At 58.5% G+C, this 22882-nt stretch carries 22 protein-coding genes and 2 pseudogenes; 11 read left to right on the forward strand and 13 right to left on the reverse strand.

The window, feature by feature from the left end; translation table 11 throughout:
- Window positions 1-4: 4 nt before the first annotated feature.
- Window positions 5-550 carry a hypothetical protein gene (locus ACZ1HA_RS01130; protein ID WP_472712544.1) on the forward strand — a complete coding sequence of 182 codons (546 nt, stop codon included), beginning with the start codon at window positions 5-7 and terminating at the stop codon, window positions 548-550.
- Between the two features lie 9 nt (window positions 551-559).
- Here ACZ1HA_RS01130 and ACZ1HA_RS01135 read toward each other — a convergent pair whose 3' ends face one another.
- On the reverse strand, window positions 560-991 hold the full coding sequence (locus tag ACZ1HA_RS01135) for a BLUF domain-containing protein (RefSeq protein ID WP_472712545.1): 432 nt from the start codon (window positions 989-991) through the stop codon (window positions 560-562).
- Window positions 992-1303: 312 nt separating this feature from the next.
- Between ACZ1HA_RS01135 and rpsA the strand changes: the two genes are divergently transcribed.
- Complete coding sequence (gene rpsA / locus ACZ1HA_RS01140; protein ID WP_375228760.1) at window positions 1304-2980, forward strand: 30S ribosomal protein S1; 1677 nt, start codon at window positions 1304-1306, stop codon at window positions 2978-2980.
- 89 nt (window positions 2981-3069) lie between these two features.
- Here rpsA and ACZ1HA_RS01145 read toward each other — a convergent pair whose 3' ends face one another.
- Window positions 3070-3651, reverse strand: a complete 582-nt coding sequence (locus ACZ1HA_RS01145) for a chemotaxis protein CheB (RefSeq protein ID WP_375228759.1) — start codon at window positions 3649-3651, stop codon at window positions 3070-3072.
- A gap of 279 nt (window positions 3652-3930) precedes the next feature.
- On the opposite strand from ACZ1HA_RS01145, the gene ihfB reads away from it, so the two are divergent.
- The 4 genes and pseudogenes from ihfB to trpB all read left to right on the forward strand — a co-directional run bounded on the left by ihfB (window position 3931) and on the right by trpB (window position 6916).
- Window positions 3931-4215: an integration host factor subunit beta gene (gene ihfB, locus ACZ1HA_RS01150; RefSeq protein WP_375228758.1), complete on the forward strand. Its 285-nt coding sequence runs from the start codon at window positions 3931-3933 to the stop codon at window positions 4213-4215.
- Window positions 4215-4565 carry a lipopolysaccharide assembly protein LapA domain-containing protein gene (locus tag ACZ1HA_RS01155; protein WP_375228757.1) on the forward strand — a complete coding sequence of 117 codons (351 nt, stop codon included), beginning with the start codon at window positions 4215-4217 and terminating at the stop codon, window positions 4563-4565. The genes ihfB and ACZ1HA_RS01155 overlap by 1 nt, the downstream gene beginning before the upstream one ends.
- 54 nt (window positions 4566-4619) lie before the next feature.
- Window positions 4620-5261: pseudogene (locus ACZ1HA_RS01160) on the forward strand (phosphoribosylanthranilate isomerase); the annotation flags it as partial.
- Between the two features lie 422 nt (window positions 5262-5683).
- Window positions 5684-6916, forward strand: a complete 1233-nt coding sequence (gene trpB / locus ACZ1HA_RS01165; RefSeq protein WP_472712546.1) for a tryptophan synthase subunit beta — start codon at window positions 5684-5686, stop codon at window positions 6914-6916.
- 141 nt (window positions 6917-7057) lie between these two features.
- On the opposite strand, the gene ACZ1HA_RS01170 is transcribed toward trpB, so the two are convergent.
- From ACZ1HA_RS01170 to ACZ1HA_RS01200, 7 genes are all read right to left on the reverse strand, one after another.
- Window positions 7058-7573 carry a helix-turn-helix transcriptional regulator gene (locus ACZ1HA_RS01170; RefSeq protein WP_472712547.1) on the reverse strand — a complete coding sequence of 172 codons (516 nt, stop codon included), beginning with the start codon at window positions 7571-7573 and terminating at the stop codon, window positions 7058-7060.
- Between the two features lie 58 nt (window positions 7574-7631).
- Complete coding sequence (locus ACZ1HA_RS01175) at window positions 7632-7991, reverse strand: PepSY domain-containing protein (protein ID WP_472712548.1); 360 nt, start codon at window positions 7989-7991, stop codon at window positions 7632-7634.
- Between the two features lie 224 nt (window positions 7992-8215).
- On the reverse strand, window positions 8216-8587 hold the full coding sequence (locus ACZ1HA_RS01180; protein ID WP_472712549.1) for a DUF2237 family protein: 372 nt from the start codon (window positions 8585-8587) through the stop codon (window positions 8216-8218).
- 10 nt (window positions 8588-8597) lie between these two features.
- Window positions 8598-9761 (reverse strand): serine hydrolase domain-containing protein, encoded by a 1164-nt coding sequence (locus ACZ1HA_RS01185; protein ID WP_472712550.1) that lies wholly within the window; start codon window positions 9759-9761, stop codon window positions 8598-8600.
- A gap of 23 nt (window positions 9762-9784) precedes the next feature.
- Window positions 9785-10822, reverse strand: a complete 1038-nt coding sequence (locus ACZ1HA_RS01190) for a DUF2332 domain-containing protein (RefSeq protein WP_472712551.1) — start codon at window positions 10820-10822, stop codon at window positions 9785-9787.
- Window positions 10819-11520, reverse strand: a complete 702-nt coding sequence (gene pth, locus ACZ1HA_RS01195) for an aminoacyl-tRNA hydrolase (RefSeq protein ID WP_375228751.1) — start codon at window positions 11518-11520, stop codon at window positions 10819-10821. Before pth ends, ACZ1HA_RS01190 begins: the two co-directional genes overlap by 4 nt.
- A gap of 106 nt (window positions 11521-11626) precedes the next feature.
- Window positions 11627-12277 (reverse strand): 50S ribosomal protein L25/general stress protein Ctc, encoded by a 651-nt coding sequence (locus ACZ1HA_RS01200; RefSeq protein ID WP_472712552.1) that lies wholly within the window; start codon window positions 12275-12277, stop codon window positions 11627-11629.
- 132 nt (window positions 12278-12409) lie between these two features.
- Here ACZ1HA_RS01200 and ACZ1HA_RS01205 point away from each other — a divergent pair, with 132 nt between their 5' ends.
- Window positions 12410-13594, forward strand: coding sequence for an MFS transporter (locus tag ACZ1HA_RS01205; protein WP_375228749.1), 1185 nt, complete (start codon window positions 12410-12412; stop codon window positions 13592-13594).
- A 36-nt stretch (window positions 13595-13630) separates the two neighbouring features.
- Here the strand turns inward: ACZ1HA_RS01205 and ACZ1HA_RS01210 are convergent, their stop codons facing one another.
- Window positions 13631-14797 (reverse strand): alpha-hydroxy acid oxidase, encoded by a 1167-nt coding sequence (locus tag ACZ1HA_RS01210; RefSeq protein WP_472712553.1) that lies wholly within the window; start codon window positions 14795-14797, stop codon window positions 13631-13633.
- Window positions 14798-14940: 143 nt separating this feature from the next.
- Between ACZ1HA_RS01210 and ACZ1HA_RS01215 the strand changes: the two genes are divergently transcribed.
- Together ACZ1HA_RS01215 and ACZ1HA_RS01220 are read left to right on the forward strand one after the other, a co-directional pair.
- Window positions 14941-16047 carry an Acg family FMN-binding oxidoreductase gene (locus tag ACZ1HA_RS01215; RefSeq protein WP_472712554.1) on the forward strand — a complete coding sequence of 369 codons (1107 nt, stop codon included), beginning with the start codon at window positions 14941-14943 and terminating at the stop codon, window positions 16045-16047.
- Window positions 16040-16528, forward strand: a complete 489-nt coding sequence (locus tag ACZ1HA_RS01220; RefSeq protein ID WP_472712555.1) for a MarR family winged helix-turn-helix transcriptional regulator — start codon at window positions 16040-16042, stop codon at window positions 16526-16528. Before ACZ1HA_RS01215 ends, ACZ1HA_RS01220 begins: the two co-directional genes overlap by 8 nt.
- On the opposite strand, the gene trpA is transcribed toward ACZ1HA_RS01220, so the two are convergent.
- The gene (gene trpA, locus ACZ1HA_RS01225) at window positions 16505-17296 is read right to left on the reverse strand and encodes a tryptophan synthase subunit alpha (protein ID WP_472712556.1); all 792 of its coding nucleotides are present in this window, start codon (window positions 17294-17296) and stop codon (window positions 16505-16507) included. The two genes, ACZ1HA_RS01220 and trpA, sit on opposite strands and share 24 nt — an antisense overlap.
- Before the next feature lie 159 nt (window positions 17297-17455).
- Here trpA and ACZ1HA_RS01230 point away from each other — a divergent pair, with 159 nt between their 5' ends.
- Together ACZ1HA_RS01230 and ychF are read left to right on the forward strand one after the other, a co-directional pair.
- Window positions 17456-17659 (forward strand): hypothetical protein, encoded by a 204-nt coding sequence (locus ACZ1HA_RS01230; RefSeq protein WP_375230893.1) that lies wholly within the window; start codon window positions 17456-17458, stop codon window positions 17657-17659.
- 47 nt (window positions 17660-17706) lie between these two features.
- Window positions 17707-18803: pseudogene (ychF, locus tag ACZ1HA_RS01235) on the forward strand (redox-regulated ATPase YchF).
- Window positions 18804-18867: 64 nt separating this feature from the next.
- Here the strand turns inward: ychF and ACZ1HA_RS01240 are convergent.
- Both ACZ1HA_RS01240 and ACZ1HA_RS01245 read right to left on the reverse strand, forming a co-directional pair.
- The gene (locus ACZ1HA_RS01240) at window positions 18868-21636 is read right to left on the reverse strand and encodes a methyl-accepting chemotaxis protein (protein WP_472712557.1); all 2769 of its coding nucleotides are present in this window, start codon (window positions 21634-21636) and stop codon (window positions 18868-18870) included.
- 79 nt (window positions 21637-21715) lie between these two features.
- Entirely contained in the window at window positions 21716-22870 is a 1155-nt protein-coding gene (locus ACZ1HA_RS01245; RefSeq protein WP_472712558.1) for an ABC transporter substrate-binding protein, read from the reverse strand.
- Window positions 22871-22882 lie beyond the last annotated feature (12 nt).

The following is a 22882-nucleotide window of genomic DNA, read 5'->3' on the forward strand; positions in this document are numbered from 1 at the left end:
CACGATGAAAAAACTGCTCGTTTCAATCATGCTGCTGTGGATTGGCAGCTTTGCAGCAGCACAGGAGGCGTCCCCGGACCAGCCTTCGCCGGCCGGTGAGCCGCCCATGACCATGCCCCGGCTGGCGGAGATTATTCTGTCAATTGATCCCGAAGCGCAGGCGCGGGGACCTTCGATTGAGTTCACCGTGCAGGACATCCCGGTTATCGTCATCGCCGATGCCCGTGCAGACCGGATGCGGGCCATGGTGCCGATCCGGGCAGCAGACGGACTTGATCCGGCGGAGCTGATGCGCCTGATGCAGGCCAATTTCGACAGTGCTCTGGATGCACGCTATGCCGTGGCCCAGGGGCGGCTATGGGGCGTTTTCATACATCCGCTGTCCCCGCTGGAGCGGGATCAGTTCCTGTCGGGACTGGCGCAGACCGTGAATGTCGCGCGCACCTATGGGCAGACCTATTCGGGTGGTGCCAACATTTTCGGTGGCGGTGATTCAAACGGCATCTACGAGGAGCTGTTTGAGGAGCTGCGCAAGGGCCAGGATTTGTAGTCCGGCCCTTCAGGCGACCCGGTACCGGTCGTTCAGCAGCGAAGCGTTGGCCGACAGCAGATTGATCAGATCAGCCGGGTTTTCGGCGGCGAGCTCGGTGATCCGCGTGCAGTGACGGCCCATAAGATCTGCTATGGCCATCGTCGTGCATTCGACCAGTGCCATGTTCCAGCCGTCGAAACAGCGCCGTTCAGCGTTGCCATGAGAGAGGATGGTGAACCCGCTGTGCCGCGGATCATGGCGGATACGGTCGACTGTCACGCCAAGTTGGAACGTCGGCCCTTCAAGGTACTGCAGAACAATCTGATCTTCGATGTGCAGAAAGCCGGTAATGTCGTCACGCCGGTTGTTTTTCTGACTGACGTCAAGCAGGGCATTCAATGCCCTGAAACCCATTGGCGCATCCAGTCTGGATGCATACAGCAGAAATCCCGGCTGCATATTGTTCTCCCAGTCCCAAAGGAAACATGAAGCTCAGGCGGGCATAGTCAAGTGCTGTACAGGGCATCCGGGCCGGCGGCGGACCGCTGCAAAGGCGCATAAATGCTTGCAGGCCGGCTGAATTAGGCCTATACGCGCGGGCGTTGACGAGGCGGGAACAGCCTGTGCGGCACAGCATACGAGCAGGGTCGGTGAAAAACCGGCCCTTCGTTTGTTCTGAGCACCGGTCCCGGTGAGCGGCAGACCAATCCAAAGACCGGCGGAGACAACCGCACGGCCAGAAACACATTAATGTTAGGAAAACGACGCCACATGGCAAATATGATGGACGAGTTTGAAGCACTCCTGAACGAAAGCTTCGAAATGGACACACCCCAGGAGGGGTCAGTTGTCAAAGGCAAGGTTATCGCGATCGAAGCGGGCCAGGCCATTATCGACGTAGGCTACAAAATGGAAGGCCGCGTCGAGCTCAAAGAATTCGCTGATCCGGGCGAAGCTCCCAAAATTGACGTAGGTGACGAGGTAGAGGTGTTCCTCCGCCAGGTCGAAAGCGCACGCGGCGAGGCTGTGATCTCGCGCGAGATGGCGCGCCGCGAAGAAGCATGGGACCGTCTGGAAAAAGCATACGCAGACGAAGAGCGTGTCGAAGGCGCTATCTTTGGCCGCGTCAAAGGTGGCTTTACTGTCGATCTCGGTGGTGCGGTAGCCTTCCTGCCCGGCTCTCAGGTTGATGTGCGCCCTGTGCGCGACGCAGGCCCTCTGATGGGTCTCAAGCAGCCGTTCCAGATCCTGAAAATGGACCGCCGCCGGGGCAACATCGTTGTGTCGCGCCGTGCGATCCTCGAAGAATCCCGCGCCGAACAGCGCGCAGAAGTCATTGGCAACCTCTCCGAAGGTCAGACCGTGGACGGTGTCGTCAAGAACATCACCGAATACGGTGCGTTCGTTGACCTTGGCGGTGTCGACGGCCTGCTGCACGTCACAGACATGGCATGGCGCCGTGTGAACCACCCGTCCGAAATCCTGTCGATCGGCGAGACCATTAAAGTTCAGGTCATCAAGATCAACAAGGAAACACACCGCATCAGCCTTGGTATGAAGCAGCTGCAGGAAGATCCATGGGATCTGGTAGCGGCGAAGTACCCGCTGGAATCGGTGCACACAGGCCGCGTGACCAACATCACCGACTACGGTGCGTTCGTGGAACTGGAAGCCGGTGTCGAGGGTCTTGTCCACGTCTCCGAAATGTCCTGGACCAAGAAGAATGTGCATCCGGGCAAAATCGTCTCCACCTCTCAGGAAGTCGAAGTCATGGTTCTGGAAATCGACGGTGCCAAGCGCCGCGTGTCCCTGGGCCTCAAGCAGACCATGCGCAACCCGTGGGAAGTCTTTGCCGAGACACATCCCGAGGGCACAGAGGTCGAAGGCGAAGTCAAGAACATCACCGAATTCGGTCTGTTCGTTGGTCTCGACGGCGACATCGACGGCATGGTGCACCTCAGCGACCTCAGCTGGGACCAGCGTGGCGAGGAAGCTATCCAGGACTACCGCAAAGGCGACATGGTTCAGGCCGTTGTCTCTGAAGTGGATGTTGAGAAAGAGCGTATCTCCCTGTCGATCAAAGCTGTTGGTGGCGACAAGTTCGCCGAAGCCGTAGGTGGCGTGAAGCGCGGTTCCATCGTGACCGTGTCCGTGACCGCGATCGAAGATGGTGGTATCGAAGTGGAATACGAAGGCATGAAATCCTTCATCCGCCGCTCCGACCTCAGCCGTGATCGTGCCGAACAGCGCCCTGAGCGTTTCTCGGTCGGTGACAAGGTGGACGTTCGCATCACCAACGTTGACAACAAAGCCCGCCGTCTGGGCGTGTCGATCAAAGCACGTGAGATCGCCGAAGAGAAAGAAGCCGTGGAACAGTATGGCTCCTCGGACTCCGGTGCATCGCTGGGCGATATCCTGGGTGCCGCGCTCAACAAAGGCGACGACTGACAGGTCAATGTCTGAAAAACACTGAGAGAACCCCGCGCAGTGCGCGGGGTTTTTCGTTCAGCTGTGTGTCGGTCGTCCGGTGTCGCTGTTCAGCCGGCGTGTGGCCCAAGGGTATCCGCCAGCCAAAGCCCGAGATCCCCGGCCGAGAGGATCTTGCGGGGGTGGTCCGCCAGAATGACATTCATCGGCATGCTTTCGAAACGTGCATCTTCAGGGTTCTGAACGATCGTCCGCCCGCCCATGTCATGCACGATCTGAGCGCCCCGCATGCCGTCGTTCATTGTGCCGGACAACACCACAGCGATGGCGCGTTCTCCGTATTCCGCCGCCAGGGTCATGAAAAGCCCGTCGATTGAGGGGCGAAATCCGGAATCCCGCACAGGTTCGGACAGCCGGACACGTCCGTCCCTGAAAAAAGCATGGGTGGCGCCGGGCACCACATAGATGACGCCCTTTCTCACGGTGTCGCCGTCCCTGAGCGTGCGAACGTCGAGATTGAAAGTATGATCGAGGATCTCCTTCAGCTGAGATCCGGCCTGACTGTGGATGGCGACAACGACGGGCGCGTTCAGGCCTTCGGGCAGCTGTGACAACAGCGTAACCACAGCTTCGATCCCGCCGGCTGAGGCGCCGATGGCGACCACGCAATCGTGGTGATCTTCCTGTGACATGTGCCTGCTCCTTTTGGGGTATATGAACGGCCGCATCGGCAAATGGGGCCCGGCGTTCACCGGCCGCCGCCGCGTTTCACGTCACGAATCATGACAGTGCCGCTGCGACGCGGCAACCGGAATTGCGCTGATTCCGGCCTGGTCAAATGAAAAATGACGCCAAAACAGGGTGTTCCGTCGCTAAAAACCACGGCTCATGGCACATCCGCTGCTTTCGGAATGCCGGAAACCTTCCTATACTCCACCTGCGAGGGAAAGAGATAATCACCGGGGGGCGCTATGATACGGTCTGAGCTGATTCAGAAGATCGCAGACGAAAATCCACATCTTTACCAAAGAGACGTGGAGCGGATCGTGAACACGATCTTCGAAGAGGTGACTGGCGCCATGTCGAGAGGAGACCGGGTGGAACTGCGTGGGTTTGGCGCGTTTTCCGTCAAAAAGCGTGACGCCCGGGTCGGACGTAACCCGCGCACCGGTGAAACCGTTCATGTCGAAGAAAAGCACGTGCCTTTCTTCAAGACCGGCAAACTGCTCCGTGACCGTCTGAACGGGAAGGCCTGATGCGTTATATCCGCTACGCCTGTATCGCAGTATTTGGTGCGGCACTGATTGCCGTGGCGATTGCCAACCGGGGGATCGTGTCGCTGCAGCTGATCCCATCAGAGGTTGCGGGCTGGTTTGCGGTAAATCCCAGTATTGAGCTGCCGCTGTTTCTGGTGATTTTCGGCGGTATTGTCGTTGGCCTGCTTGTTGGATTTGTCTGGGAGTGGATCCGCGAGCATACACAGCGTGCCGAGGCCTCCCGTCAGGCCCGCGAACTGCGCCGCCTTCAGCGCGAGGTGGCAAAGCTGAAAGGCGAAAAGCACGAGGGCAAGGACGAAGTCCTGGCCATGCTGGAGCAGGCGGGCTGACCTGACCGGGCGTTTCCGGTTGCCTGTCGCGCGACGCTGTGCTCAACACCCGATATGGTAACTGAAACAGCAGTAAAGATTTGCGGGCTGACCGACCCTGCACATGTCCGTGCCGCGGCAGAAGCCGGTGCGGCCTATTGCGGTTTCGTGTTTTTTGCAAAATCCCCTCGCAATATTTCCGTATCAGATGCTGCCTCTCTCGCGCTCGAAGCCCCCCCGGGGCTGGCAAAGGTTGCGCTGGTGGTGAATGAGAACAACGGTTTTCTGGATACGCTGACGGAAACAGTTCCGCTCGACATGCTTCAGTTGCACGGCAGCGAGGCACCTGAACGTGTAGCGGAAATCCGTGCGCGCTACGGCCTCCCTGTGATGAAAGCGATCGGCGTGGCGGACAGCTCCGACCTTTCGGCGATCGATACCTATGCGGCGGTGGCAGATCAGCTGCTGATCGATGCTAAACCTCCGCAGAATGCGGACCTGCCGGGTGGCAATGGTCTGTCATTTGACTGGCGGCTGCTTGCGGACCGCAAATACTGGAGCAAACCGTGGATGCTCGCCGGGGGGCTGACACCCGAAAACGTGGCGGAGGCTGTTCGTCTCACGGGCGCACGGCAGGTCGATGTCTCGTCAGGTGTGGAGACCGCACCGGGCCGGAAAGACACCGGTCTGATCCGGGAATTTTTGGTTGCCGCAAAAAAATCTGACCTGGGTAACCTGGTTCACAGAACGGACATGCAAAAAGGGCTAAAAAGGTCGTACAGGGCATTTCCTGTATCCCGTTTTATCTGTTTCAAAGGCCGTACCCATGACTTTCCGAGCAACCATTGCCGCCGCAGCTATTCTTGTCACCGGACTGAGCACCGTGACGGCTCTGCTGTCCGGGACCGGCAGTGAGACCGGAACGGATGCCGGCGAATATGTCATCATGCAGTTTACCGGCGAGGCCTCTGCGTCGCCGGCAACCCCGGTGATTTACGCGGCGGACTGATCTGTCGCAGCGCGTGCCGGTTCTGTCCCCGCCGGCGCGCGCAATCGTCGCTCCTGTTGATCTCAAAACGCCTTGTTTCCGCTGACGCCGCGCGGTAGGCAGAACGCCACATGCGGAAAACGGGTGCGTTATGGCCAACGATCTTTTCAACTCCTTTATGACCGGACCTGATGAGCAGGGACGCTTTGGCAAGTTTGGCGGGCGGTTTGTGTCTGAAACCCTCATGCCCCTCATTCTGGAGCTTGAGGAACAATACGAGAAGGCCAAAACCGACGCGTCATTCTGGGCGGAAATGGATGATCTGTGGACGCATTATGTCGGACGTCCGAGCCCGCTCTATCATGCTGAGCGCCTGACCGAACATCTGGGCGGCGCGAAAGTATACATGAAGCGTGACGAACTGAACCACACCGGCGCGCACAAGATCAACAACGTGCTGGGCCAGATCATCCTGGCGCGCCGCATGGGCAAGAACCGCATCATCGCCGAAACCGGCGCCGGTCAGCACGGTGTCGCAACAGCAACTGTCTGCGCCAAGTTTGGCCTGAAATGCGTCGTCTACATGGGCGCGCATGATGTCGAACGCCAGGCACCCAATGTCTTCCGGATGCGTCTGCTGGGCGCGGAAGTTGTGCCTGTGACCTCTGGCCGGGGCACGCTCAAGGACGCGATGAACGACGCGCTGCGCGACTGGGTCACCAACGTGCGCGACACATTCTATTGCATCGGAACCGTTGCGGGACCGCATCCGTATCCCGCCATGGTCCGTGATTTCCAGTCGATCATCGGCAAAGAAGTGCGAGACCAGATGACCGCCGCAGAGGGCCGCCTGCCGGACACTGTGATCGCGGCAATTGGTGGTGGCTCGAACGCGATGGGCCTGTTTTATCCTTTCCTCGACGACAAGGAAGTCGGCATCATCGGTGTTGAGGCCGGTGGGAAAGGCGTCAATGAGAAAATGGAGCACTGCGCGTCGCTGACAGGCGGCAGGCCGGGCGTGTTGCATGGCAACCGGACCTATCTGCTGCAGGACGACGACGGTCAGATCCTCGAAGGGTTCTCTATTTCAGCGGGTCTGGACTATCCGGGTATCGGGCCGGAACACGCGTGGCTGCATGATATCGGGCGTGCCGAATACGTAGCGATCACGGACAAAGAAGCGCTTGAGGCGTTCCAGCTCTGCTGTGAGCTGGAAGGTATTATTCCGGCGCTGGAGCCCAGCCACGCGCTGGCCCATGTGATGAAAATCGCACCGGAACTGCCCGCTGATCACATCATCTGCATGAACATGTGCGGACGCGGGGACAAGGATATTTTCACTGTCGCGCGGGCGCTCGGGTTCGAGATGGGTGAATTCGCCTGATCGGGTGGTCAGCCTTCAGTGGGACCCAGGACACTGTGAAAAGAGGGCTGTCCCTTCCGCTATATCCGGAAGTGACAGGAGCTGAACAGCCGGAAAGAGCGTCGTTTCGGCGATCAGAAGTACACCGAAGGGATGCATGAATTATCCTTGCGCGGATCTGGGTTGACCGGTGCTGACAAGATCGTCAGCGATGAGGTCATCAAGAAAGATGCTGAGTAACTGCAGCCGGCCCGCGACGTCCGCTTTGCGGTAGACCGAGGCACATTGCGCTTTGATGGTGCCCTGTTTTGTGTCCCGCAGATCGGCCATCTCGGCGATGGAAAAGCCTTTGATCGCCAGGATGGCCACTTCGCGTTCGGCGGCGGTCAGGGACCAGTCGTGAAAGCGTGCTTCCAGCACTTCGCTGAAGGCACCTGACGCGATCCTGATCTGGTCCTCGAGTTCAGTCTGCCGCCCCAGCAGAGATCTCAGCTCGTTACCGGTGAAGACAAGGCCCAGAAAAAGGGCAAGGGTAACGAGCGCTTCAATCACATCGCTTTCGGCCCAGCGGTTGTAGAACCCCGGCCAGAGCAGATCCCACGTGATGTCCATCAGGAAATAGGCGCAACAGATCGCCTGAAGCGCAAAGAGTGACCAGAGGATGGCGGTACGTGACATGAAGGTTCCTCAGCAGATGAAAGGATGCGCCCGGTTTTTCAGGCGCACCCGGGCGACGTTAGTCATCGTCGCTTTCGCTGTCATCATCGTCATGATCATCCGCGTCATCATCGTAATCATCTGCGCCATCGTCATCATCGTCGTTATCATCATGATCGTCATCATCCCTGTAGACAGCCAGGACCTCGCCGGTTTCGGACGACACTTCGATTTCGTATTCCTGCCCGTTCAGAAACGCTTCCACTTCGATTTCGCCGTCCTCGACTTCCACCTTTGCACCGGAATATCCCTGCGCTTCCACAGCGGCGGTGATTGCTTCGGCAGAAACGCCAAGCACATCACCCTTGCTGATGTCTGAAAATGCTGCACCGGGAATAAGAAGTCCGGCCAGAAGAAGCGTTTTGCTGTGTTTGATCATTGCGTCATCCTTTTCGTTTTCTGTGTTTCCGCGTCATTGCGGTTGCCCCGATCTGAGCAGGCAGAGCAGGAAACAGAATTGGACTTTGGGATGAGTCAGGCCGTCATAGGCCGAAGGTTTATGCTTTATTTCGCCCTGGATCCGGCCTGTCGCGCTGAATGTGGCTGAACCGCATCTCGGCGGAACGTCCGTGGAGCCCGGTTTGCCGCTGCGTGAAAAACCTGTCAGTGAGCGGCGCAGGCGCGCAGTACCTCAAGCGGGACGATTTCAAGCGCGCGCGCATGAGTGGCTTCCAGGTTGACCTGTGGTGCGCAGCCGTCGTCATGCGCCTGCAGAAACCGGCCGGCGCACAGGCACCAGGCATCACCTGGTTTCAGACCAACAAAACCAAATTCCGGCCGTGGCGTCGACAGGTCGTTGCCGACATACTTTGAGAACGCTAGGAACTCGGCTGTCATGATGGCGCAGACGGTGTGGCTTCCACGGTCAGCAGCACAAGTGTTGCAGCTGCCGTCCCGGAAAAAACCTGTTACGGGGTCGGTGCCGCACACGGTCAGCGGTGTGCCCAGGACATTGACGCTGTCGTCTTTTTCCATACCGTTCTCCTCAGAACCTGTCGGCGATCTCCCGGAACAGTTCCAGATTGTCCCGCTGTACTGTGCGGTCCCGGAACCGGCGATCCGCAGCTGTGAGCACGATCACCACATCCGCTGTTTCGTTGATGTAGAGGTATTGCCCGTAAATGCCACGCCCCATGTATTCCCGCGGCCTTGCGTCGCGCGGCAGCCACCACTGATAGCCATATCCCATCTGGTCACCGCTGGTCGGTGCGCTTGCGGTTGTGGACAGGATAACCCAGTCCGCAGGCACAATCTGATTGCCCTGCCAGCGCCCCCGCTGCAGGAACATCTGGCCAAAACGGGCATAATCGCGCGTCGTCACGTTCAGCCCCCCAAGCGCAAAGGCCACGCCGGTACCATCCGTCAGGTAGTAGGGTGCGCGTTCGACGCCGAGCGGCCGGATGACGTAATCGGACATCAGATCAACAACCGGTTTCCCACCGGCGGCCCGCAACACCATTCCCAGGACGTGGGTGTCGATGGACACGTATTTCCACTGCTCCCCCGGCGGGGCGAATGTTTCGGTCAGGTCAGCGGCGAAGGTGTCCATCTCGCCGCCAAGGGCAAGAATACGGCCCATCCGGTTGATGTCGGAACCTTTGTCCAGATAGTCCTCGTCAAAGGTCACACCGGTCGCCATGTTCAGAACATTGCGGATGGTCGCGTTACTGTAGGCCCCGCCCTCCAGCTCCGGAACATAGTCGGTTACAGGTGCATCGAGGTCAGGGATTAGGCCATTATCGACCAGAATCCCTGTCAGGGCGGACAGGTAGCTTTTGGCCATGGACCAGCTGATCCGGAGATCTTTCGGCCCGGTTCCCAGCAGGTAATCTTCATAGACGATTTTGCCGCCGCTGAGCACCAGCAGAGAGGTCGCATTGCGGTCAGTGAGGAACCTGTCCAGCCGCTCAGGCATCTGCATCGGTTCCCCTGCGGGCAGGGGGGATACCGGACCGTCGCCGCGGTCGATCTCCCTGTGCAGGAAGGCTGCGTCCATGTTGCTGAAATTCCTAACAATCCGGTCGGGTTCAAAGAGGCTGTTCACCGCCATCAGGCGTCTGATCTCTTCGATCTTCCAGAGACCCAGCGCGGCTGCGGCCAGCACGAGAGCCAGAAGAATTCGTCCCAGCCATTTCCCGAAACTGCGCATAACCCTACCTGTCTTCCTGCCCGTCAGGGCGTCTGCCACCGGACCCAGCGTCCGTGAAAGTCGGCGCGCCCGAGGTTCAGGGTAACGTCACCGGGCCATAGCCGCAGGATCAGTGCGGCACCAATTCCACCCTTTGTATCGCCGTCGCTTTCCATGGACAGCCACGCGAGTGGTCGTTCGGAAGTTGCAGCAGATCCGGCGGTTTCAATCATTCTGCGTCCCCGCGTTCTGGCTTCTTCCGGGAAGTACTGCCATGCCACCGTATGCTGGATCAGATGCACATGCCCCGCAGGCGCCTCCGCTAACCTCTTCTCCAGCCAGTCGATCGCATCGTCGCGGTCGATCTGTGCATCCGTCACGGCAGCCGCCGCGCGGGTGAGCGCAAGCCGTTCCGGCTGGTCGGGCCACAGATAAGCGGTAAGGCGGAGGAGATCCTCTGCGCGGCGCGGATCAAGAGGGTTCAGATCGACCCCACGACGGTCGGCGACGACCGGCCTTTGGGACGGGGGCAATGGGCCGTCCCAGTCCGGCGCAAGGGTCAGGGCGGCATTTTCGGGGCCAGTAGTCATGCCGGGCAGGGCAAGCGCGTAGTGATCCCACATCAGGTTCAGTCCACCACTGGCACCGAGTTCGGAAAGCCAGAAGGGCAGGTCAAAGTGTTGAGCGGCAACGCTTGCTCCGGCGATCAGCGCGGCTGACCGGCGAACCTCGTTCGTTTGTGGCGGGCTTCTGACCCAGTCCAACATGAAATCTTCATGCGTATTCAGGGCGGACATCACGGCCGCAAGCAGCGTTTCATCATCCACCACAGCCGGCGGATAAACGGCGGCGAGGTCTGGAGCCCGGCCGCTCAGAACCAGTGCATGAAGCCCGCCCGCTGTACGCAGAGGCAAAGAATGCCCTGCGGGGCCGATGTCCCCGTCGAACGCTGCGAAATGCCGGGCAAGCGCAGTATCCTGCGGCCAGTGACCGGCCAACAGATCAAGAAGCTGGCCCATAAACGGCGAGCCCAGAGCGCGGCAGCTGATAGCCTGATGTGCAAAGGCGTCGGGAAGGTTCACCGGAAACGATCCAGCAGCTTCTGCATAGCTGACCGTTCGTCTGACGGTTCTTCAGTTTGCTCCGGTGGTTTTTCTTTTGCCGCAGTTTTTGGCCGCGCGGCTGTGCCTTTTTCGCCGCTGCCAGATCTTTGAGGGCTGAGCCGCAAGCCGACTGCGTTCATGAATTTTGACGGATCTCCCGCTGCGAGCCAGGGCGCACCATCACTTACGCCGCGCAGAACATCATCCAGCCATTCCTGATCCGCTTTTGAAAAGTCGTGCAGGACATAGGACGGGACGCGATCCTTGTGACCGGGATGACCGACGCCCAGACGAACACGCGCGTAATCCGGCCCGATATGAGCATGCAGCGAACGCAGACCGTTGTGGCCGGCATGTCCGCCGCCGACTTTGTGTTTTACTTTGCCGGGGGCAAGGTCGATCTCGTCATGCAGCACAACAACGTCTTCGGGATCCAGTTTGAAGAATTTCAGCGCCGCCTGCACGGACTGGCCGGAATTGTTCATGAAGGTTTCGGGCTTGAGCAGAACCGCCCTGTCGGACCCGAAACGGCCCTCGCTCAGACTGCCCTGATGCTTGCCCTTCCAGGGGCCGAACCCGTGATCCTGCGCAATCCGGTCGAGCGCCATGAATCCGATGTTGTGGCGGTTTCCGGCGTATTTTGGACCCGGATTGCCCAGACCGACGATGAGTTTCAAAATTTCAGCTCCCTGATGTTGCGCTGCAGCATAGCACCGGGGCTGCCGGAACGAAATACGGGGCCGCAAAGGGCCCCGTATCCTCCGTTCCCGATGGGGAAAGGCTTTACTCTTCTGCGTCGCCTTCGGCCTCGGGTGCATCACCCTCTTCGCCGTCATCGTCGTCTTCGTCATCCGAAGAGGCCAGACCCGCTGGCGCGGAAATCTGTGCGATCACGAAATCACGGTCGATCGTCGGTTTTGCACCTGCTGGCAGGTCAACGGACGAGATCGTGATGTTGTCGCCGATTTCCATTTCGGAAATGTCGATGGTGATGTGATCCGGGATATCACCCGCGGTCACAACCAGTTCGACTTCGGGGCGGATCAGCGTCAGCACACCACCTTTTTTCAGGCCGGGGGCCACATCGTCGCCGACAACTTCAACCGCGATGAAGAGGTTGATTTTTGTGGTGCGGCGCAGGCGCATGAAGTCGATATGCGTTGGCAGATCCTTGACCACGTGACGCTGCACGTCGCGGCAGATCACACGCACGTCGTCGTGACCTTCAACTTTCATGTTGAACAGGGTCGACTTGAACCGGCCTTCTTTCAACTTCTTGAACAGAACGTTGAAAGGGATGTTGATCGGCAGCGGGTCAGTGTCACCACCAAAAACAATACCAGGAACCATGCCATCGCGGCGTGCCTGACGAGCGGCGCCCTTGCCTGTCCCCGTCCGTTCCTGAGCGACAAGATCCGGAATTTCTCCAGCCATTGATACTCTCCAATATGTAAGGGCGGACATCCTCCAAGGCTGTATGCCCGCATGAAGCCGCGCGTATAGACCGGATTCGGCTGCATGGAAAGAGGTTTCTGAAACAAGCGCGCTTGTGGGAAAACGGGCCCTGTGCGACACGGGCTGATGGGCCTTCTGAACGACCTCCGGATTTCGCACAAACCACTTGCGGGCTTCATCGTGATCGGTGGGGCCTGGGCTGCGTTTTTTGCCCAGATGCCAGTGGTTAAGGCGGCGATCGGCGCATCAGATGCGGTTTACGGTGCCGTGGTTCTGGTCGCCTCTCTGGGGGCTTTGGCGGCGATGTGGCTGGCCCCGCTCGCGGACCGTCTGGCTGGGCGCTGGGCCACACCTGTGGCATCGCTCATCGTGGCGCTGGGGATGTTCACGGCAGGCAGTGCGACAGGCCTTGTGCAGTTCGCTCTGGGAATGACGCTCGCGTCGGTCGGTTCCGGCGTCGTTGACGTGCTGGTCAACGTGCGCGTTTCCGAACGAGAGGAACAGGAGGGCAGGCCCCTCATGAACCTCAATCATGCGATGTATTCTTTTGCCTATGCCGGGTCTGCTCTGCTGACCGGTGTATTGCGGGAACTGGAATGGACACCCGCAGATGTGTTTCTCGCTTTCAGCGCTCTGGTAGCTGTCCTGGCCGTCATCATGCTGGAAAAACGAAGCGCGGTGATGCCGCAGGAGGCCGCGGGCGCCGCAGTGCGGCTGCCATCAGGCCTCATCTGGCTTGGCGGTGCGATTGTTTTACTGGCCTTCCTGACAGAGGCATCCTCCGAAGGCTGGTCAGCGCTGCATCTGGAACGCACGCTGGGCGGCGGGCCTGCGGAAGGTGCACTGGGGCCGGCCATTCTCGGACTGACCATGGGGGCAGGGCGGCTGGCAGGGCATCTGATGTCGTCCCGCCTTCCGGAACTGCAGCTGATGGTGGCCGCAGCTCTGACGGCGGCAGCCGGTCTGTTCCTCGCGGGTCTTGCTCCGGGCCTGATGACAGCCTACCTCGGCTTTGGTCTCACCGGGCTTGGCGTGTCGGTGATCGCACCACTTGCGCTGGCGCAGGTCGGGCGGGTCGTCCCCGCGCGCAACAGGCTTGCAGCCATCAGCCGTGTATCCGTTATGGGATACGCAGCGTTCTTTCTGGGCCCACCGCTGATGGGTTTCACCTCTGAATACTTTGGCCTGCGCGCCGGTTTTGCGCTGGTGGGCGGTATTATGTTCGTGGCGGCACTGGTTCTTGTGCCCGCGCTCGGGCGCACGGTCAGGTCGCTGCAGGACGCCGGGCGCGGCTGAAATCTGCAGCCGTCCGCCCGGCACCATCCCGAAAACTCAGCTCTGCCAGCGACCCTCGAAATCCTCCGGGACCAGCAGGTTGTGCCGCCCTAGGTTTCTGACGTCCGTTTCGCCGCAAAGTGCCATCGTGGTGTCCAGCTCTTTGTGAATGATCTCAAGCGCTTTCGTAACACCCTGCTGACCCATCGCGCCCAGGCCGTAGATGAACGCCCGCCCGATGTAAGTCCCCTGTGCGCCCATAGCGAGCGCCTTGAGAACGTCCTGACCGGAACGGATACCGCTGTCCAGGTGCACTTCAATCTCATCTCCAACTGCGTCGAGGATCGGCTTGAGCGCGCGAATGGAGCTCAGCGCACCATCAAGCTGTCGGCCACCGTGATTGGAGACCACGATCGCATCGGCGCCAACCTTGAGGGCCATTCTGGCATCATCGGCATCCAGGATGCCCTTGAGGATCACCTTGCCACCCCATTCCTCTTTGATCTTTGCGACCTTGTCCCAGTCGAGCGTCGGATCAAAGGATTCAGCGGCCCAGGTGCTGAGCGATTTGGGGTCAGAAATGCCTTCGACATGCCCCACGATATTGCCGAAGTCGCGACGCTTCGCACTCAGCATGCCAATACCCCAGGACCATTTGGTGGCGAGGTTGGCGATGGTTTTTGCGGTCAGTTTGGGAGGAGCAGACAGGCCGTTTTTGATGTCCTTGTGCCGCTGACCCAGGATCTGCAGGTCAAGCGTGATGACAAGCGCTGAACACTTTGCGTCTTTGGCACGCTGTATCAGTCGCGAGACATAGTCCGTATCCCGCATCATGTAGAGCTGAAACCAGAAGGGCGCATCGGTAAAGCCGGCCACATCCTCAATTGAGTTGATTGACATGGTGCTGAGCGTGAAGGGTACACCAAATTTTTCCGCAGCCTTTGCGGTCTTCATCTCGCCGTCGGCGTGCTGCATCCCCGTGATCCCGACCGGTGCGAGGGCCACTGGCATTGCAACTTTTTCACCGATCATTTCGGATTCAGTGGTACGCCCTGACATATCGACGGCCACGCGCTGCCGCAGACGCAGCTGGTCAAAGTCAGATGAATTTTCGCGGAATGTCTGCTCAGTCCAGCTGCCGGACTCTGCGTAGTCGTAAAACATCCGCGGCACGCGCCGTTCGTAGATGCGTTTCAGATCTTCAATATTTGTAATGGCTGGCATGGTGATTTCCAATTTTGGTTAGTTTTCATTACCAATTTTGGAAAACGCCTTCAACTCAACAAATGTTGCGGTTCGCAAAAAGTCTTGAATAGTGCAATATCGAACTATATAGTGCGATATTGAACAAACTGATGAGGCTAAACATGACCGTTTCGAGACGAAAATTCCTGACCATCGCCGGAGGTGGCACGATTGCCGCCGCAACAGCCGCATCCGCCGGCTTTATGAACACAAGGGTTCCCCACCGCGCCATTGCGCCGTGGCAGTTGGCAGGGAGCTACGGTGATCCCCGCAAAAATGCGCTGAGCTACGCTCTGCTGGCTCCAAATCCTCACAACCTGCAGCCCTGGCTGGTGGAACTGGTCGGGGATGATACTGTCCTGCTCTGGCATGACAGCGAAAAAAGACTGCCTGAAACTGACCCCTTTGACCGTCAGCTGACCATCGGATTCGGCTGTTTCCTGGAACAGATGGCACTGGCGGCCGGTGTTGCAGGGTATAAAGTGCGCACTGAGGTTTTTCCAGACGGTGAAAAAGGGCCGGTGGCCAGAGCTGTTTTCGAAACAGGAGGCGAGGCTGATCCGCTTGCCGGATACATCCTGAGCAGGCGGTCCTGTAAAGAGCCGTTCTCTGACACGGAAGTGCCGGATGTCGCGGTGCGCGCTCTGGAAAGCTACGCCACGATTGTGACTGACGAAGAACGGGTAGAAGAAATCCGGTCGATCACCTGGGATGCCTGGGTTGCCGAAATGCAGACGCCCCGAACGCTGCATGAATCCGTCGATCTGATGCGGTTCGGCAAGGCCGAGATAAACGCGAACCCTGACGGCATTGATCTTGGGGGGCCATTTCTGGAAACACTGATGCTCGCAGGCCTTGTCAGCCGGTCAGTTCAGAGTGATCCGGAGAGCCGGGGGTTCCGGGAGGGTGTCAGAATTTACGACGAAATGCTGCACGCGACACCTGCCTATGCCGTTCTCAGAACCGCCGGGAATGATAAGGCGGATCAGGTTCGCGCGGGGCGGGACTGGCTGCGCCTGAACCTGCGCTGCACATCACTGGGTCTGTCGCTCCATCCGGTCAGCCAGTGCCTGCAGGAGTTTCCGGAAATGGCGCTTCAGTACGGGCGCATTCACGACCTGCTCGCGACGAATGGAGAGACAGTTCAAATGCTTGGCAGACTGGGCTATGGTCCGGATGTGGCGCAATCACCGCGCTGGCCACTGGAGGCAAAACTGCTGAATGGCTGAAGACCCGGTCACGCTCTGTTTCGAGGTATTCAACGAAATAGGGATCATCGAACAACTCAGCAGAACCCTGCTGGAGGCGCGATTGCCGGATGGGCTGATCGCGCCCCATTTCGGTGTCATCAGCCATCTTTCGAGGCGTGGTGATGGACGGACACCCATGGAAATCGCACGCGCATTCCAGGTGCCGAAAACCAGTATGACTCATACGATCAAGGGTCTGGAGGCACACGGCCTCGTCGAGGTGCATCCCAATCCGAAGGATGGCAGGTCAAAACAAGTCTGGCTGACGCAGGCCGGGCGCAGGTTCCGCGACGAAACGATTACCGCGATGATCCCGGACCTGAACAGGCTGTCGCAGGTTTACGAGATGCAGAAGCTCGTAGAAATCCTGCCGGCACTCCGGGAATTACGGGCGGTTCTGGATGCCGATCGCGACAGTCCGGCGGAGCGTGTTGCTTCAGACGGAATGCGCGCCGTATGAGAGCGAACGGACAAAAGCAAGCACGTCTGCGGTGCTGTCTCCGGCTGCGATCCTGCTGACAATCGCCGATCCGACAACCACACCATCGGCCACACCCGCGATTGAACGGGATTTCTCCGGCGTGTTGACCCCAAAACCGACCACGACAGGCAGGCCGCTTGCTTCGCGGATGCGGGATACTTCGGGACCTACATCATCTGCCTGCGCCTCTGCCGCGCCGGTGATGCCGGTGATCGAGACATAGTACACAAAGCCCGACGTATTCTGAACCACACGCGGCAAACGTTTGTCATCCGTTGTTGGTGTCGCAAGGCGGATGAAATTGAGCCCTGCGGCCTGGGCGGGAATGCATAGTTCGCTGTCTTCTTCCGGCGGCAGATCCACGACGATCAGGCCGTCAATTCCGGCTTCCGCGGCATCCTTGAGGAAACGCTCCACGCCATGGCTGTAGATCGGATTGTAATAGCCCATCAGAACAATCGGCGTTTCATTGTCCGTCTCGCGGAAAGCTTTGGCCAGCTCGAGCGTCCGCAGCAGTGTCATACCACTTTCAAGCGCGCGCTGGCCTGCAAGCTGAATGGTCGGCCCGTCCGCCATCGGGTCGGTAAAGGGCAGGCCAAGCTCAATGATATCCACGCCCGCGTCCGGCAGGCCGCGCACGATTTCCAGCGACCGGTCAAAGTCCGGGTCGCCGGCCATGATGTACGAAACAAATGCTTTCTTTCCCTGGCGGGCGAGTTCGGCGAACCGGTCATCGATGCGGGTCATTGGTGGTGCTGCCTTCCTGAAGTATCAGGCACCGAATGCCGAAATCGGACGGGGAAATCAATGCATCATACCGTCCCGGCAGGGGTGGATTTCCGGCGATGGGGCAAAAACAGGTCGATTTCCCCTCAATATCCAACATTCCGGGCCTATATTGGCGTTATGAACTATCTTCTCGCTATACTTTTGCCCCCGCTTTCGATTCTGCTGACAGGCCGTCCTATTATCGCGATCCTGGTGTTCATTATCTGGATACCGGCGCTTTTCTTCTCGGGTGGGCTTACACATCCGATGTTCATTCTCCTCGCCTGGGCGCTGATCTTTCATGCGCGCGAAGACAGGCGGCACCGTCGGGACTTGTCCTGAGCCTGCGCAGGCCCTAAGGGAATGCGCCAGCAACAAAGGACAGTGTCATGGGCTTCAAAATGGGAATCGTGGGTTTGCCGAACGTCGGTAAGTCCACTCTGTTCAACGCGCTGACCCGCACAGCGGCGGCACAGGCGGCAAATTTTCCTTTCTGCACCATTGAGCCGAATGTCGGTGAGGTTGCTGTACCGGACGAGCGGCTCGACAAGCTGGCTGAGATCGCAGGCTCGCGCCAGGTTATTCCGGCACGTATGACATTTGTCGATATTGCGGGTCTTGTAAAAGGCGCCTCCAGGGGGAGGGGCTGGGCAATCAGTTCCTGGCAAATATCCGTGAGGTCGATGCGATTGCGCATGTCCTTCGATGTTTTGAAGATGGTGACGTCACGCACGTTGAAGGGCGCGTTGATCCCGTTGCGGATGCGGAGACGATTGAGACCGAACTCATGCTTGCGGATATTGAGAGCATCGAAAAGCGGCTGCAGAACATTGTCCGCAAAGTGCGGGGTGGAGACAAAGATGCCGTCCAGCAGGAACGGCTGATGAAGATGGCACTCGAAGCTCTTGAGGCGGGACGTCCGGCGCGGGTTGTCGAGATCGACGAGGAAGATGTGCGCGCCTGGAATATGTTGCAGTTGCTGACGACAAAGCCTGTTCTTTACGTGTGCAATGTTGGTGAAGGCGAAGCGGCATCGGGCAATGCCCTGTCTGCACAGGTTGCGGAAATGGCGTCCGCTCAGGGCAATTCGCATGTGATTATTTCTGCGCAGATTGAAGAAGAGATCAGTCAGCTCGAGCCTGACGAAGCGGATATGTTTCTTGAAGAGATGGGCCTCGCTGAGGCCGGGCTCGATCGTTTAATCCGGGCAGGCTACAGTCTGCTAAGGCTTGAGACTTACTTTACAGCGGGGCCAAAAGAAGCGCGTGCCTGGACAATCGGCCAAGGTACAACTGCCCCGAAGGCCGCAGGGGTGATACACGGCGACTTTGAGAAAGGCTTTATCCGGGCCGAGACTATTTCCTACGACGATTACGTATCGCTTGGTGGTGAAAACGCTGCAAAAGATGCAGGAAAGATGCGCGCAGAAGGGAAGTCCTACATTGTCCGCGATGGGGACGTTCTACACTTTCTGTTCAACACCTGACTTTTCGGTCGGGTCAGGCAAAGTCTGGCCAACCGGCCTGATTTTTCAGGCCGGCTTCAGCGTTTCAGGCGGCATCGCTGTCCTGATGGAATTGATCGTCCGGTGTTTCGCCGTCCGCCACCCGGAAGCTTGAGATGGTTTGAGACAGGTGAGACGCTTCGGCCGTGAGCGACTGGCTGGCTGCGGTGGTCTCTTCGAACATAGCCGCATTCTGTTGTGTACCACGGTCCAGCGCTTCAACCGCGGTGTTAATTTCTGCAATGCCACTCGATTGTTCTGAGGCCGACAGCGCAATGTCCGATACGTTTTGAGATACGTCGACAATGCCCTTGAGAATCTGCCCAAGTGCTTCCTTGGTGTCATCCATGAGAGTGACGCCTTTTTCGACGTGGCCGGTTGAAACTGTGATCAGTTCGTTGATCTGCAGCGCCGCTTCGGAGCAGCGATGCGCCAAAATGCGCACTTCGGACGCGACGACTGCAAATCCCCTGCCGGCATCGCCGGCACGCGCCGCTTCCACACCCGCGTTCAGCGCCAGAAGGTTGGTCTGGAACGCAATTGAATCAATCACTTCAACGATCTTGGCTATTTCACCCGACGAGCTCTCAATTTCCCCCATGGCCGCCACAGCGTCCCGCATCACGGTCTCGCTGGATTCCGCGTCAGATTTGACCCTTTCAACCGTGCCGGCCGCATCGGTTGCACCTTTTGCCGCTGACGAAACGCTGCTGGTCAGCTCATTGAGTGCGGCAGCTGTTTCCTCAAGAGTAGCAGCAGAATTCTCAGTGCGGCGCGACAGATCAAGTGCAGATGACGCGATTTCAGCGCTGCTGGTGTCGATGGTGCCGGCGCTTGCCCCGATGCGCCGCACGAGGTCTGACAGGTTTTCAACGGCCATGTTATAGTCGGTTTTCAGAGCGGCATATTCGTCCGGGAACTCCGCACGGATCAGATGCGTCAGGTCACCCGACGACAGTTTGCGAAGACCGGAAGCAAGTTCGCCGACGACTGTTTCCTGTTCCCGGGTGCGGGCTTCGCGCTCCGCTTCCCGCGCCTGGCGTTCTTTCTCGTCCCTTGCGCGTTCTGCTTCCTCGCGTTCACGAAGTTCCTTTTCCCGTCTGGCTTCGGCCTCGCGTTCCTTTTCTTCGGCGTCGCGCTTGGCCTGCTCCGCCTTGCGCTCGGCTTCGCGCATTTCAGCTTCGCGTTTTTTCTCTTCTTCCTGCATCTGCAGCCGTTCGAGAGCACCGTTCCGGAAAACTTCAAGGGCTCGCGCCAGTCTGCCGATCTCGCCTTTGTAACGGGACGCATTTTCGATTTCAGAAAGATCGCCTTTTGCCAGTCGTTCCGTTACCGCCGTTACACTGTTCAGAGGACGGGTCACCATAGCCCATATCAAGAGAGGGGCTGCGGCGACGATTGCGGCGCTCAGCAAACCGATCAGTTGCAGGTTGGACCTTGCAGAGGCAACTTCGGAGTTCAGCTGTGCTGCTGCAGCCTCGATCTGGCTCTGGGAAGCGGAGGCATATTCGCTGACCGCAAGCGAGATATCCCGCACCGCCTCTGCCGCGACAGCTGTTGCATCCATCGCATTGGCCTGCGCATCAAAGGCAGCTGCCCGGATTGCCACGATACCTGTCTCGGCATCTGCTATGTCGAGAATGGCATCCAGTGGCGAAGCGATTTCAGGGTCGACGCCACTTTTTGCGTCGAGCAGGCGCTGACCTGCTACACGCAAACCGTCCGCGCGTTGTGCCAGTTCAGTAGCGTCCCGTGACAAGGCGGTCTGCATCGCTGACGAGAAGAACGACTGAACAGCGGAATCCAATGTCGCCTGCGTTCTAATGCGCGCCACCTGGTCATCGAGAAGCGATTGAATCGCTTCCGAATTATTGGTTTTAGCATCGTCACTGTTGATGACCAGTTCAAAATAAATATCGTCCATCGAAGAGGAAAGCGCTGCATCGATTTCCTGACGAAGGGACAGAATGTCAGAAGGCCGCAATTGTCTTCCCGTTGGTCCGAATGCCTTTCGATATTCCTGCTGAGACCGTGCAACAAGCGTTGCAACTTCCTCGGTTGCAGGTGCTTTAGCGATAATGGGAAGCAGGCCTGACAACCTGTCATCCGCGGCATTGCCAAGATCCGCAAGGATCGACCGGATAGCGGTATCCCGGGTTTGGGTCATGCCAAGAGCCAGACCTGAGATCAGGTTGACTTCTGCACGCACTGACAAAGCCGACTGATATAGCGCAAAATCCTCTTCTATCAGTTGCGTCAGGGTCGCATCGATGTCTGAGATTGTGTCTTCGCCACCAATGATCAGGTCGAAATAGGCACTGTCGGATGTTTCAGCGAGCAGACCAGTAGCGGTGTTGGCGCGTTCCAGTGCTGCGGCGACAGCGTTTGCCACGCCTTCCACGCTCTGAAATTCAGCGTCGCGTGCGCTTCTGAGGTTCGCAAGCGCGGTTTCCACCGTATCTATTTTTGCTGACAGATCTTCCTGTTTACCGGGCTCAAAGGCCGAAGCCGCGTTGCGTATGTCTTCGAGTACAAGTTGCGTTTTGAAATCGAGCGATTTCAGGTCTTCGGGTTCTGACGCGATGAGCAGGTCTGAGAGGAGGCCTCTCAACCGGTCAGCCACTGAGACCACTGATGCGCTGTCCCTGAGTTCAGGAAGGCGCTCGTCTGACAGGACGGTCATATTCGTCGCCATAGATTGAAAAACGATCCAGCTGACAACAATCGCTGCTGTCGTGGTTGCCGCGAGTGCACCAAAAATCAGCGCCAGGCGAACGAGTACGGAACCAAAGAGGCGTGATGCCAGATTTTTCATGACGAATACTTTCCGGTCAGAAATTCATTTGGGGTTGTGTTCGGTCCGCCCGGCTGTAACCCGGACGGACCGGGGCGTTTTAGCTGCCGGGAGACATTGCGGTGAAGGATCCGTCCGTCTCGATCCTGGTAAGGAACACATCCTCGGACCCCTGATTGTCACCAGCGCCGAAGGTCATGGTCATACCGCCGAAGTCCACGGTTCCCAGGCTGTTCATCGCAGCCATGAATGTTTCGCGCGTCAGGTCTGCACCTGCGTTGCGCAGCCCTTCAATGGTCAGGCGTCCGGCGACGTAACCTTCGAGCGAAACAAAACCGGGCTCCGCAGAAGCATCGAGCGCGCTCAGAGCAGCCTGGTATTCAGCAACGATGGGCAGGTTTGTGTCCCAGGGTTGCGGAACCACCTGGCTGATGATCACCCCTTCGCCGTCGGCACCCAGCTCTGCTGCCAGCGCCTTGGAGCCCACAAATGAAATCGTCACAAACGTTGCGTCCATTTTCATCTTACGGGACAGTTTGATGAACTCTGCCAGTGGCTTATACGCGCCGACCATCACAATCGCCTGCGGTTTTGCTTTGCGGATTTCCAGCAGGGCGGATTTCACAGCAACGGTGTTTCGCGTGTAGCTGCCTTCAGCAACCAGAGACATGCCACGGGCTTCCAGCGCTTTGGTGACTCCGGAAAGCCCGACGCGGCCAAATCCGTCATCCTGATACAGAATGGCGATGTCTGTCATGCCTTCGACGTCTACAAGGTGATCGATCCAGGCCTGTGTTTCCGCGTCATAGGTAGCACGGACGTTGATCACATTGTCGAGTTCCGGCGCACGCAGGAAACCGGCACCTGTAAACGGAGCGATCATCGGCATACCCGCATCGGTGGCAATGGGCTGTGTGGCTTTTGTGGTTGGTGTTCCCACTGGCCCCACCAGCGCGAGATAGTCGTCACCGCTGATAATGGTCCGGACCTCGGCCACGGAGCGGTCGGGCTCATAGCCATCGTCAATACTCGTCAGCGAGATCATACGACCGTTGATGCCGCCTGCGCGGTTGGCTTCTTCAAATGCAGCCAGCATGCCCTGACGCATGCCGGTGCCGAGTGCCGCAGCCGGGCCTTCCATTGCGGCGACCTGCGCCAGTTTGATTGTATCGCCTGACACGCCCTGATCGGCGGCCAGCGGTGCAGCAACGCACAGCGCGGCAGCGAAAGCTGTCATTCTGGAGAGATGGAACATTTTGGAAATTTC

It is taken from the genome of Roseobacter sp. S87 (assembly GCF_055693285.1).

What these genes read in the sequence shown, in the direction of transcription:
- ACZ1HA_RS01130 (WP_472712544.1), top strand. Translation starts at nt 5, where the DNA reads ATGAAAAAACTGCTCGTTTCAATCATGCTGCTGTGGATTGGCAGCTTT.
- ACZ1HA_RS01135 (WP_472712545.1), bottom strand. Translation starts at nt 991, where the DNA reads ATGCAGCCGGGATTTCTGCTGTATGCATCCAGACTGGATGCGCCAATG.
- rpsA (WP_375228760.1), top strand. Translation starts at nt 1,304, where the DNA reads ATGGCAAATATGATGGACGAGTTTGAAGCACTCCTGAACGAAAGCTTC.
- ACZ1HA_RS01145 (WP_375228759.1), bottom strand. Translation starts at nt 3,651, where the DNA reads ATGTCACAGGAAGATCACCACGATTGCGTGGTCGCCATCGGCGCCTCA.
- ihfB (WP_375228758.1), top strand. Translation starts at nt 3,931, where the DNA reads ATGATACGGTCTGAGCTGATTCAGAAGATCGCAGACGAAAATCCACAT.
- ACZ1HA_RS01155 (WP_375228757.1), top strand. Translation starts at nt 4,215, where the DNA reads ATGCGTTATATCCGCTACGCCTGTATCGCAGTATTTGGTGCGGCACTG.
- trpB (WP_472712546.1), top strand. Translation starts at nt 5,684, where the DNA reads ATGGCCAACGATCTTTTCAACTCCTTTATGACCGGACCTGATGAGCAG.
- ACZ1HA_RS01170 (WP_472712547.1), bottom strand. Translation starts at nt 7,573, where the DNA reads ATGTCACGTACCGCCATCCTCTGGTCACTCTTTGCGCTTCAGGCGATC.
- ACZ1HA_RS01175 (WP_472712548.1), bottom strand. Translation starts at nt 7,991, where the DNA reads ATGATCAAACACAGCAAAACGCTTCTTCTGGCCGGACTTCTTATTCCC.
- ACZ1HA_RS01180 (WP_472712549.1), bottom strand. Translation starts at nt 8,587, where the DNA reads ATGGAAAAAGACGACAGCGTCAATGTCCTGGGCACACCGCTGACCGTG.
- ACZ1HA_RS01185 (WP_472712550.1), bottom strand. Translation starts at nt 9,761, where the DNA reads ATGCGCAGTTTCGGGAAATGGCTGGGACGAATTCTTCTGGCTCTCGTG.
- ACZ1HA_RS01200 (WP_472712552.1), bottom strand. Translation starts at nt 12,277, where the DNA reads ATGGCTGGAGAAATTCCGGATCTTGTCGCTCAGGAACGGACGGGGACA.
- ACZ1HA_RS01210 (WP_472712553.1), bottom strand. Translation starts at nt 14,797, where the DNA reads ATGCCAGCCATTACAAATATTGAAGATCTGAAACGCATCTACGAACGG.
- ACZ1HA_RS01215 (WP_472712554.1), top strand. Translation starts at nt 14,941, where the DNA reads ATGACCGTTTCGAGACGAAAATTCCTGACCATCGCCGGAGGTGGCACG.
- ACZ1HA_RS01220 (WP_472712555.1), top strand. Translation starts at nt 16,040, where the DNA reads ATGGCTGAAGACCCGGTCACGCTCTGTTTCGAGGTATTCAACGAAATA.
- trpA (WP_472712556.1), bottom strand. Translation starts at nt 17,296, where the DNA reads ATGACCCGCATCGATGACCGGTTCGCCGAACTCGCCCGCCAGGGAAAG.
- ACZ1HA_RS01230 (WP_375230893.1), top strand. Translation starts at nt 17,456, where the DNA reads ATGAACTATCTTCTCGCTATACTTTTGCCCCCGCTTTCGATTCTGCTG.
- ACZ1HA_RS01240 (WP_472712557.1), bottom strand. Translation starts at nt 21,636, where the DNA reads ATGAAAAATCTGGCATCACGCCTCTTTGGTTCCGTACTCGTTCGCCTG.
- ACZ1HA_RS01245 (WP_472712558.1), bottom strand. Translation starts at nt 22,870, where the DNA reads ATGTTCCATCTCTCCAGAATGACAGCTTTCGCTGCCGCGCTGTGCGTT.